Source organism: Actinoplanes sp. NPDC051633 (assembly GCF_040681735.1).
In the GTDB taxonomy this organism is placed as follows: Bacteria; Actinomycetota; Actinomycetes; order Mycobacteriales; family Micromonosporaceae; genus Actinoplanes.
The window spans coordinates 1-10,094 of the sequence record NZ_JBFAZH010000158.1 but is presented as its reverse complement, the minus strand read 5'-3'; the positions used below and the strand labels follow the sequence as shown (position 1 = coordinate 10,094).

Here is a 10,094-nt window from a genome sequence, read left to right as displayed (position 1 = left end):
GCTGCGGGCGCGGTCCGGCTCGGTCGCGGTGGCGGCGAAGTCGATCAGGCGCTCCGCGCAGCGGGCCACCGAGTCGGTCAACGTCGGTGCGTCGCGGCGCAGGGTGGCGCTGGCCAGCGGGAGGACTGCGGGGTCGGCCGCCGGCAGGGCGTCGAGCAGGGCGTACACGGTCCGGTCGTACTCATCTCGTGGCAGGTCGCGCCAAGCGGCCGCCTCGGCATCCAGGGGTGTCGGCATGGCTACGGCGTCCGGCTCCCGCTGGCGCCTTCTTTGCTGGTCGTCTCGGCGCCCGTCGCATCGGCCATGACCTGCAGGTGCGTGCCGGTGCTGTAACGGGCGCCGCCACCGGTCCCGGGTTCCCGGAAACTCTGCGGGATAGGCCAGGTGAACCGGCCGGCGCTGAACGGCGTCGGACCACCCGGCGGGTTGGTGCCGACCGTGTCCCGCAGGCCACCGTTGGCGGCGTTCAGCCGTAGCCAGGTCCCGACCGGGTGCATCAGGCCGTTCCAGTGCAACACGGTGTCGTAGTAACCCGTGGCGGCCGCATCCACGGCCTCCTCGCGCACCTCGATGCGCGTCCAGGACACGTCCAGCGGATTGATCACGACGTTGGCGATGAACCCGGAGCCGGACAGGCCCGCGGTGTACGAACGCGCCGAGGTCACCGTCAGAGTGCGCGAGGCGGGTGTCACGGTGGTCATGGCGATCGTGCACGCCGTGCCGCCCGGTGGTGTCGCGGTGATCGTGCCCGGGCCCGCCGTCATCGGCGCCGTCCAGACCGCGGTGGCGCTCGGCAGCGGGCCGAGCACGGCCGGCACGACCGTGCCGGTGCTGGCCGTCCAGATCACCGGCACGGAAGAGGTCAGCTCGACCTCCTCGTTGGCGCCGACCCTTGTCCGCGTGTTCGCCGTGCCGTCCGGCGCCGCCGCCCTCGTGCGGGTGGTGATCGTGCAGGCGGCCGCGGGGCCGCCCCCGGTGGCGGACACGGGATCGACCGCCGGGGCCGAATCGACCGCCGGGCCGTACGTCGGACCCGGCTCTCCTTGGGAGACGGGACCCGGCAGTTCTTCCTCGGCGTAGGCCGTGTGCGACCGTGCCATCATCCTGAGCACGGCCTGGTTACCGCCGGCCGTCTGCAGGGCGAGCATCTGCTGGGCCGCGACCGGTACTGCGCTCCGGGACGCGCGCTGCGGCGCCTCGGTCGCGGGCACGCTGGCGGCGTGTGGATCCGCCCTGATCGGATCGGCGAACATAGCTGGCACAGTACGCCGATTGGCCGCACTCGCGGTGCCCAGTAGGTGACACTCCGCCAACAAGCGCTCCTGAACATCAACGACTCAGGACCCTAGCGGTGGTGGTGCTTACCGCGGCGCAGTGTCTCGGCGGGATCGAGGCCGTAGAGCCTTCGGTATCGGTCGGCGAACCAGCCCGGCCGAGCGAACCCCCACCGGCGGGCGACGTCGGCGACGGATGTCTGATCAGGATCGGCGTCGACGAGTTCGTTGTGCGCCCGAGCCAAGCGCACCTCGCGCAGATACGCCATGGGCGGCACGCCGACCTGCCGGTGGAACTCCTGTTGCAGACATCCCAGGCCCACACCGGCGATCTTCGCCAACGCGGCGACGGTATAGGGACGCTGCGGCTCATCGCGGATCGCATCGATTGCCCGGTTGACGCGATGGCTGGGGCAACGTGGTGCCGACTGGCGCAAAGCATCCTGGTACTGGTGATCCACCGCAAACAGCAGGGACATGACCAGGGTCTCTTGCAGCGGAGCCGCAACGAGGGGCTGATAGATCAGGCTGTTGGGATTGTGGATCTCGTCTGCGAGGAACCGGATCAGTTCCGCGCAGGAACGCCCCGGTGCCCGACGCACGTCCATTTGTTCGGCCAGCCGCGGCCGGCCGCGGACGGGTGCGTTCAGAAGCGAGGCCAGAGCCTCCTCCAAGACATCCGTGTCGATGCTGAGGCTCAGCAGGTGGCAGTCGGCGCTGGCGCCGTGCAGGAAGTTGTGGCCAACGGGACGGTAAACACCGGCGGTGTTGGTATCACCGTTGATCGTTCGAGATCCCTGCTGGGCAGCGAAGTGACCGGCCGCCACCAGATTGACGTGATAGCTGCCCAGGTCTGCGCATTCTCCGGCCACCGCCGCCCCGTACCGCACATCGCTGACGGTGAGGCCATCCAGGTGGAGGAAGGCGAAGCGGGCGGCGAGGCGAGCCGATGGGTCGATCAGCCGCATGGACCTCGGATACAGATGCTCACCGCACGTGGCCCGTGCCTCATCCAGGTCGCAGGTCCCCACCGTCACCGCGAACGGTGCCTGGACGATCGGATCCATGTGCAACTTCCCGTCCGACTACACAGACCTACGACTGCCATCGTTGTCGACTCCTTGCCGGATAGCAAGTTCTTGTCTGCACGTGAACGGGGTTCTTGCCCTGCCGATGGCTGAAGGATGAAGGCGGTGCTGGGTGCACCTGGCCGGATAGTGGTGCCTGCACCACCATCGTTCTCCGTGTACGCACCCTGGGGTGGATACGCCGGATCCATGAGTCTGTGGGAGCAAAACAAGACCACGGAAGGACCATCAGGAATGTCCACCCAGACCGACTACGGCGACGGGGCGCTCGCGTCGAGCAGTTTCTGGCTTCATCAGTACGCGTCCCTGCTTCTCTTCCTGCTGCTGGTGAGCGCCTCCTTCGTGCTGGTGCGGGCGGTACGCCGTACCGACGGCTTCGGCTTCCTCAAGGTGGCGGCCCGGACCGTGGCGTACGGAACGCTGGCTCTGACCGTGGCCATGGTCGTGGTCGGCTTCGGTGACCACGACGGGCTGGTGCAGCGGCCCTACCTAGCCGTCCTGTTCGGGTGGCCGATCCTGGCGGCGGCCATCGCCCCGCGCCGCTGATCCCGTGCCGCTGACTCAGCCCGCCGACCGGACGGAGCCACCCATGTCACCGCTGACTGCTCGCGGCAACCGCCTCACCACGTCGGGACCTGTCGCGCTGACCGTGATCTCGATGGCGAGCGTTCAGCTTGGCGACGCCTGGTCGGTCTCCCTGATCGCGACCACCGGGGCGGCCGGCGCCGCCTGGCTGCGTGCCGGCTTCGGCGCCGTGCTCCTGCTCGTGCTGATCCGGCCCCGCATCCGGTCGACGACGCTGCATCAGTGGCGCGCCATCGCGTCGCTCGGAGTGGCATCGGCCGTCCTGAGCCTGAGCTTCCTGGGAGCCTTGCACCACCTGTAGCTGGGCACCGCGGTCGCGATCGAGTTTCTCGGACCGCTGGCCGTCGCGGTCCACCGGGGGCACCGGCGCGGCCTGCTCTGGGTCGTCGTCGCGCTGGCCGGTGTCCTGGCTCTCACCCAGCCGTGGCACGGGGCGGTCCCGGTCATGGGCATCGCGTTGGCCGCCACCTCGGCGGTCGCCTGGGCCGCGTGCATCCTGCTCACCGGCCGGGTCGGCCGGCGCGTGCCCGGGCTGGACGGCGTGGCGCTCGCGATGCCGGTCGCCGCCCTGCTCCTGACGCCGTGGGGAAGCGGCGCGGCGCTCGGGCATCTCGGAGCGGGCACGGCCGTTCAGGCACTGGGTCTGGCGGCGCTGATGCCGGCGCTTCCCTTCGTGCTGGAGACCGCCGCGCTGCGGCGCCTGCCGCAAGCCGCCTTCGCGACACTGATGTCCCTCGAGCCGGCCCTCGCGGCCGTCGTGGGGGCGGTCGTCCTGCACCAACGGCTCGGGTTCCTGCACATCCTCGGCGGCCTCCTCGTCGTCGCGGCCGGAGCCGGCGCCACGTACCGCTCATCCCTCGTCGCTCATCACCAGGAGTCCGCATGCTCACCGACCCCAGCACCGCAGCCTGTCGCCTCGTCACCCGCCTGCTCGACCTATGGGCCGCACCCATCCCCGATCCGGCCGACGCGCTGGTCCGGTTCTCCACCGTCTACACCGACCCGGTCACCCTCAACGGGACCGCGCTGCCGCTCACCGCACTGGTCGAGCGGGCCGCGGCAACCCACGTGGCTCTCGAGCGCACGGGCGTCGAAGTCCTCGAGGTAGTCGCGCAGGACGACAAGGTGGTGGTCGCCTTCGCGATGACCGCCCGGCACATCGGCACTTGGCCGTCCACGCTCGGCGGGGTGCCCCCGACCGGCTGCACGGTGACCGTCCGCACGATCGATGTCCTCACTCTGACCGGAGGGCTCGTCAGCGGAATCTGGGTGGTCAGCGACGAAGCGGGAATGCTGTCCCAGTTGGGCGCGTCCCTCCGGCGGTGAGGCGATCGCATCAGGCCGGACCGGTCGTACCGTTCGACCCGTCACTGGTTGCCGGCTGGATCAGCGGAACCGCCGCGATCACAAAGCAGCGAGCCCATGGCAACCGTCTCACCCACGCTGATGCGCGCTCTCTCGGGAGGCGTGCGGTCCGCTCTCGGAGCCGGTGCGCCCTGCCCCGGGACGGACGGCGCCGGCGGTGTCCGTCGCGCTGCGCGCAGCACCCCCACGACGGCGCCGATCACCCATAGCCAGAAGGGCACAGCCGCCACGTCCGCGCCCCAGAAGCCGGACAGGCACAGCACGGCAACGGCGTAGGACACCCAGACGGCCCACGTCGGCAAGGCGTGCGCCTGGCGGGCGATCCGCGTCGTCACGGCGACCAGCACCGCGCCACCGATCAGCCCACCGAACCCGAGGAGGCCGCCCGCCGTGCTGAGCACCCGGGCAATGTCCGCGCCGGGGGTGGACTCGCCCGACGATGCCGTGATCGCGCTCGACACGTCGAGCGACACAGCTGTGATCATGAGTCCGCCGAGCAGGGCCGTCGCCGGCACGATCGCGTGCGTGAGCGGGTCGCCGCCGGACAGCCGGTCCAGCAACCGCCGCAGTCCGCTGACGAACCAGAGCAGCAGCGCGAGTCCCGCGCCGAGCATCGGCAGCCCGATGCCGGCGGCGGTCTGCCGAGGATGGCGGCGTCCGAAACGCCGGGCTTCTCGACGCCGGCCGTCGCGCACAGCGTCAACCCGACCATGAGCAGCACGATCGAAGTGGCGCCCGCCCATCCCGCGCGCTGAAGTGCTCGCGACTCCTCCATGCCGCCCTCCCATTGTCGTGGCCGTGAAGCAGGCGGTTCGGCCGCCGTACGCCGGGACATGGTCATGCCGCCGCGGTGAGTGCGGGCCGGCGGCGCAGGAGCACGAGTCCCACCACCGTCGAGACGATGACAACGGCTTCGAGGACCCTGACCCAGAGGGGTGACTCGGTGACGAACGGGACGATGGCGAGCAGCGCGGAGACCACTCTGAGTGCGACGACGGTGATCAGGGCCGGTCGGCTGCCGCGCCGGGCCGGCACGAGGGCTGCAAGCGTGCCGGCTCCGAGCAGCGCGAACATGACGATCACGGGGAGCGGCGCGTCGTCGGAGCCGATGCCGGCCAGGAAGGCGATGTCGATGAGGCCGGCGACTGCGAACAGGATGGCCGACGCTGTCGGCAGAAGGGCTGAACGGGTGGTCACGGCGGTGACTCCTTCGCGTCGATGGTGATGCACTGACGCTAGGGGCGCGGCCGGCAGGGGCGCATCGGCGCCTGCACCACTTCCGATGGAGTACTAACACTGATGTACTGGCCGCCGGGTCAGGCTGACAATGAGGTCGTGCGAGCCTCGCGAGCGTCTGTGCCGGCCGGAGTGTGCGTCGGGGTCGCCACGCTGGGCGTGATCGGTTCGGTCGCGGTGGGGTGGGGGTCGACACCGACGTACCAGAGCATCCTGTACGCGCTCCACACCCTGACGATCACGACCATCGGCGGGCTCATCGCCGTCCGGCACCCGAGCAGTCCCGTCGGGTGGATCCTCACCGGGTTCGGCGCGTTCGACGCCGTCGGCAGTTTCCTCGGGGTGTACGGGCATCGGGCATCCACCGAGGGCTGGCCCGGGGGTCCGTTGGCCGAGTGGATCGGGTTCGGTAGCTGGTCGCCGGTCGTGCTGATGTGGATCCTGACGCTGCTGTTGATTCCGACCGGGCGGCTGCCCGGGCCGCGGTGGCGGATGGTCGCCTACGCCGGCTGCGCCGGCACCGCGCTGTACATGGCCGCGTGGCTGCTCGACCCCGGGACCGGTGGCAATTTCGTTTCCGGAGTCAATCCGTACGCCCGGCCCGGCCCGCAGTGGGTCGTCATGGCCGCCGTCGGCGGTGTGCTGATGACGCTCGCGTTGGCCGGCTCGGTCGCGTCGCTCATCGTGCGCTACCGCCGGGCCGGGCCGGTGGAGCGCCTGCAGCTCAAGTGGGTCGCCCTGGCCGGGCTGGACATCGCGGTGCTGGCCCCGGTGTGCATCGCGTTCTGGAGCCGTTCACCGTTCGTGCAGGCACTGACGCCGGTGGTCGTGATCATCGCGTCGCTCTGCCTGGGTGCGGCGGTGCTGTGGTACCGGCTGTTCGATGTCGACCTGATCGTCAACCGCACGGTGGTGTACCTCGCGTTGTCGATGCTGCTCGCCGCCGCCTATGGCGGGACCGTGATCGTGCTGGGTGCGGTGCTGGGCGGTCAGTCGTCGTGGACCGTGGCCGGCGGCACGCTGATCGCGGCGGTGGTTTTCCGGCCGTTGCGCCGGAGGGTGCAGGACGTGGTGGACCGGCGGTTCGCCCGGGACCGGTACTCGGCGAGCGTGCGCATCGATGTGTTTCTGGATCGGCTCCGGGCCGGCACCGAGCAGCCCGAGCGGATCGAGGACCTGCTGCGCGATGTGCTGCACGATCCGACGTTACGGGTGCTGCTGCTCCTGCCGGCGTCACACGAGTACAGCGACGTGCGGGGCCGGCCGGCAGCAATCGATCCGGATCGGGCGGCCGTCGGCCTCGACCGCGACGGCTTGGCCGATGTGGTCGTCGAGTACGGCCCAACCAACGATCCGGCCCACGAGACCGCCGTCCGCCTCGCCGTGGAACGCAGTCGGCTCGCCCTGGAGATCGCCCGGCTCGGTGTCGACCTCAACCGGCAGCTCGCCGAGCTGGATCGATCCCGGGCACGCATCGCCGGTGCCGCCGACGACGAGCGCCGCCGCATCCAACGTGACCTGCACGACGGCGCGCAGCAGCGGCTCGTCACGGTGGGCATCTCACTGCGGGCGGCTGAGGCACGCATGCGCAAAGCGGGCCTCACCGCCGTGGCCGACCGCCTCGACACCGCCGTCGCCGATCTCGCCGCGACCATCGAGGAACTCCGCAACCTCACCCACAAGCTGCCGCCCACCCAGCTCGACGCCGGCATCGGCGCCGCCTTCCGCGAACTGGCCGGGCGGGCGCCGCTGCCGGTCACCGTCGAGGTGCCGGTCGAACGGCTGGACCGGCACCTCGAGGCGGCGGCGTACTTCGTCGGCTGCGAAGGACTGACCAACGTCATCAAGCACGCCCGGGCATCGACCGCGACGCTGAGCGCCGTTCGCCAGAACGGCCATCTGGTGGTGACCGTCGCCGACGACGGGAACGGCGGGGCCGCCGCGCGACCGGGATCCGGGCTAGCCGGGCTCGCCGACCGGGTGCAGGCGGCCGGCGGACGGCTGATGGTCCGCAGCGACGCCACCGGCACCCGGCTGACCGCGGAGCTGCCATGCGCCTGACATTGGTCGAGGACCAGGTCCTGCTGCGCGAGGGACTCGCCGGCCTGTTCCGGGACGCCGGTCACGACGTCATCGGTTCGTACGGGCACGCGGAGGGCCTGATCGACGTGGTCGCGGAACAGCAACCGGACATCGTCGTGCTCGACATCCGGCTGCCGCCGACGCACACCGATGAGGGCACCCGTGCGGCCGCCGAGATCAAGGCGGCGCATCCGGCGATCGGCGTCCTGTTGTTGTCGCAGCACGTGGAAACCGCACACACGGTCGACCTGGTCACCCGCGGCGGCTTCGGGTATCTGCTCAAGGACCGCGTCCTCGACGTCGCCGACTTCCTGGCCGCGGTCGACCGGGTGGCCCGAGGCGGTTCAGCGCTGGATCCCCACGTCGTCGGCCAACTGATGCACCGCACCGACGGACGGTGGGGACTGACCGACCTGACCGCGCGCGAGCACGACGTGCTGCGACTGATGGCCCAGGGGTACACCAACGCGGGCGTGGCCAAGCGGCTGTTCCTCAGCGAACGCACGGTCGAGGCGCACGTACGCCGCCTGCTCGGAAAGCTCGACATCACCGACACCGCAGACGCCCATCGCCGCGTCCTGGCCGTGCTCACCTATCTACGCGCGGCCTGATGTGTCATTGCGCGCGTCCTCAACGAACCACCGTGCTGCGGCCGCTCGCGAAGAGACCAAGAGCTGCGATCAACGGCTCGACCGCGGCCGCGCCGGCCGGGCGACAACTGTCTCTGCCCCAAGATCGGACTCGTCATGGTTCGACGAGTGGACGGACAATGCGCGTGCACCCCGGCCTTCGCCCCTGCCGCTCCTGGCCACAGCCTCCTACGCTCAACCACATGGGACGAACCCTGCTCGCCCGGCTGCACAATCCAGGCAACCACTCGTGCGCGTGCCTGCCGTCGTGCTGGTGCAAGCGCACGAAGATCGGCTACGCGGTCCGGTGGTACACCCCCGGACGATTCCACCGCATGCCCAATCCCTTCGGCTTCGCCGACGTCGCCGGCCCGCCGAAGAGCGAGGCTTAGGAGACCAGCCATGACACGCACGCAGGCGTTGCGGCTACGCGGCAGAGGCGACCGCATACGGCTTTATCACACCGGCACCTGGAATCACGCACCACTGGACGACCTCGCCGTGACCTGCCGGACCACCACGGCGGTCGACAAGGCCCTCGCCGAAGCCATCAGCGCCGCCCGCCGTGCCGGGCACAGCTGGCCGGAGATCGCATCGGTGCTCGGCCTATCACCGACCCTGTCGACCTGGGACGAGATCGCCACCGAGCTGGCCGCCACCCGCCGGCACATCTGGGACCGGCGCACCCCCCGCGACTGACGGAATCCGGCCCTACTGCGCGGTAACCGGCGCGTTCGAGTGACTCACGCTGCAACAGGCCGAAGGCCGGCCAGGGTGACAGCAACGAGCCGATCACGCGCGGCGCGCGTCGGCAGGTCGCCGGCCGCCGCAAGTGCATGCAGGCAGTACGTGGCCAGCTCGGCGGCCGGCACGTCGTCTCGAGCGACTCCCTCGTCTGCGGCTGCGGCGATCGCTTGTGTCATCAATTCATGCAGGTGCCGACGCGCCTGATGCACGTGTTCGGCTCGATGCAGTGGGACGGCGAGTTCGGTGCGATGTCCGCCACCTGAAGCATGGCGTCGGTCTGGGTCATCACCTCGACCGGTGCTCGACAGCTCGGCGTAGACGCTGAGCACCGTGCGCAATCGCTCATCGGTTTGGGTGCACCTCGCAACCGCCTCGGTGAGCTGCCGCAGATGGTCGCTGACCTGCCGCTCATGCCACGCCACCATGATCGCTTGCACGTCGGGAAAGTATTTGTAGAGGGTGGCCCGCCCAATGCCCACCGCCTGAGCGACCTGCGACATCGTGACCCCCATGCCTCGCTCGGCGACGAGTGCGGCCGTCGTATCAAGGATGGTCGCGTGCACGGTTCGGCGATGCTCCTCAACCGTCTCGTTCCACAACTTCGGCACCCTGAGATCTTACACTTTGCCGCACCACGACGAAGTGTATTGTTGCGAGACAGTCTGTATAGCAAATCAGGACGAGCCGAGGAGGAAGCGTGGGTTTTGAGGCGCCCGAACATCGCAAGTCGCGGACGGACGGCGACCGGCCCGGCATGCCCCGCTGGTCAAAGTCTTCGCCGTCGTCGGAGGTGTCATCGTGGTTCTTGTCGTGGTCATGCTGCTATCGGGGCACGGCCCTTCGAGGCACCGAACGCACGCCTCGAGCGCATCGTCGGTCGCGCTGGACGCTCGGCAATGAAGCCGGCAGCGCGGCGGGCTTTGCTGGTCGCCCATGTCGGCACGTCCGTGGGCTGGCTGGGTGCAATCGCGGCCTCGCTGGCCCTCGCCGCGGTTGAGCTTAGCAATAATGTATTATTTTTTAAATGTTTTTATTTCAAAAAAATTAGATAAAAAATATCCTATGACTATTGGAATGAAAAATAGAAA

At 69.5% G+C, this 10,094-nt stretch carries 13 protein-coding genes and 1 pseudogene; 8 read left to right on the top strand and 6 right to left on the bottom strand.

Annotated features, from left to right (window positions below; translation table 11 throughout):
- From AB0M20_RS12145 to AB0M20_RS12135, 3 genes are all read right to left on the bottom strand, one after another.
- Positions 1-237, bottom strand: a 237-nt coding sequence (locus AB0M20_RS12145; protein WP_364297253.1) for a hypothetical protein, incomplete at its 3' end; no start/stop codon positions are given.
- Positions 238-239: 2 nt separating this feature from the next.
- A complete protein-coding gene (locus AB0M20_RS12140) occupies positions 240-1,253 on the bottom strand; it encodes a hypothetical protein (RefSeq protein WP_364297251.1) in 1,014 nt (337 codons plus the stop codon).
- A 92-nt stretch (positions 1,254-1,345) separates the two neighbouring features.
- Complete coding sequence (locus tag AB0M20_RS12135) at positions 1,346-2,341, bottom strand: AraC family transcriptional regulator (RefSeq protein WP_364297249.1); 996 nt, start codon at positions 2,339-2,341, stop codon at positions 1,346-1,348.
- A 255-nt stretch (positions 2,342-2,596) separates the two neighbouring features.
- Between AB0M20_RS12135 and AB0M20_RS12130 the strand changes: the two genes are divergently transcribed.
- From AB0M20_RS12130 to AB0M20_RS12115, 4 genes and pseudogenes are all read left to right on the top strand, one after another.
- Positions 2,597-2,908, top strand: a complete 312-nt coding sequence (locus tag AB0M20_RS12130; RefSeq protein ID WP_364297247.1) for a hypothetical protein — start codon at positions 2,597-2,599, stop codon at positions 2,906-2,908.
- Positions 2,909-2,951: 43 nt separating this feature from the next.
- A complete protein-coding gene (locus AB0M20_RS12125) occupies positions 2,952-3,248 on the top strand; it encodes a hypothetical protein (RefSeq protein ID WP_364297245.1) in 297 nt (98 codons plus the stop codon).
- A 144-nt stretch (positions 3,249-3,392) separates the two neighbouring features.
- A pseudogene (locus tag AB0M20_RS12120) lies at positions 3,393-3,764 on the top strand (EamA family transporter); the annotation flags it as partial.
- Positions 3,765-3,829: 65 nt separating this feature from the next.
- Positions 3,830-4,273 (top strand): ester cyclase, encoded by a 444-nt coding sequence (locus AB0M20_RS12115; protein WP_364297243.1) that lies wholly within the window; start codon positions 3,830-3,832, stop codon positions 4,271-4,273.
- A gap of 41 nt (positions 4,274-4,314) precedes the next feature.
- Here the strand turns inward: AB0M20_RS12115 and AB0M20_RS12110 are convergent, their stop codons facing one another.
- Complete coding sequence (locus AB0M20_RS12110) at positions 4,315-4,926, bottom strand: hypothetical protein (RefSeq protein ID WP_364297241.1); 612 nt, start codon at positions 4,924-4,926, stop codon at positions 4,315-4,317.
- A gap of 223 nt (positions 4,927-5,149) precedes the next feature.
- Positions 5,150-5,509, bottom strand: a complete 360-nt coding sequence (locus tag AB0M20_RS12105; RefSeq protein WP_364297239.1) for a hypothetical protein — start codon at positions 5,507-5,509, stop codon at positions 5,150-5,152.
- Positions 5,510-5,647: 138 nt separating this feature from the next.
- Here AB0M20_RS12105 and AB0M20_RS12100 point away from each other — a divergent pair, with 138 nt between their 5' ends.
- The 4 genes from AB0M20_RS12100 to AB0M20_RS12085 all read left to right on the top strand — a co-directional run bounded on the left by AB0M20_RS12100 (position 5,648) and on the right by AB0M20_RS12085 (position 8,958).
- Complete coding sequence (locus tag AB0M20_RS12100; protein WP_364297237.1) at positions 5,648-7,609, top strand: histidine kinase; 1,962 nt, start codon at positions 5,648-5,650, stop codon at positions 7,607-7,609.
- Entirely contained in the window at positions 7,600-8,241 is a 642-nt protein-coding gene (locus AB0M20_RS12095; RefSeq protein ID WP_364297235.1) for a response regulator transcription factor, read from the top strand. Before AB0M20_RS12100 ends, AB0M20_RS12095 begins: the two co-directional genes overlap by 10 nt.
- A gap of 221 nt (positions 8,242-8,462) precedes the next feature.
- A complete protein-coding gene (locus AB0M20_RS12090; protein WP_364297233.1) occupies positions 8,463-8,651 on the top strand; it encodes a hypothetical protein in 189 nt (62 codons plus the stop codon).
- Between the two features lie 10 nt (positions 8,652-8,661).
- Positions 8,662-8,958 (top strand): hypothetical protein, encoded by a 297-nt coding sequence (locus AB0M20_RS12085; protein ID WP_364297231.1) that lies wholly within the window; start codon positions 8,662-8,664, stop codon positions 8,956-8,958.
- Positions 8,959-9,002: 44 nt separating this feature from the next.
- Here the strand turns inward: AB0M20_RS12085 and AB0M20_RS12080 are convergent, their stop codons facing one another.
- Entirely contained in the window at positions 9,003-9,614 is a 612-nt protein-coding gene (locus tag AB0M20_RS12080) for a TetR/AcrR family transcriptional regulator (RefSeq protein ID WP_364297229.1), read from the bottom strand.
- Between the last annotated feature and the right edge of the window lie 480 nt (positions 9,615-10,094).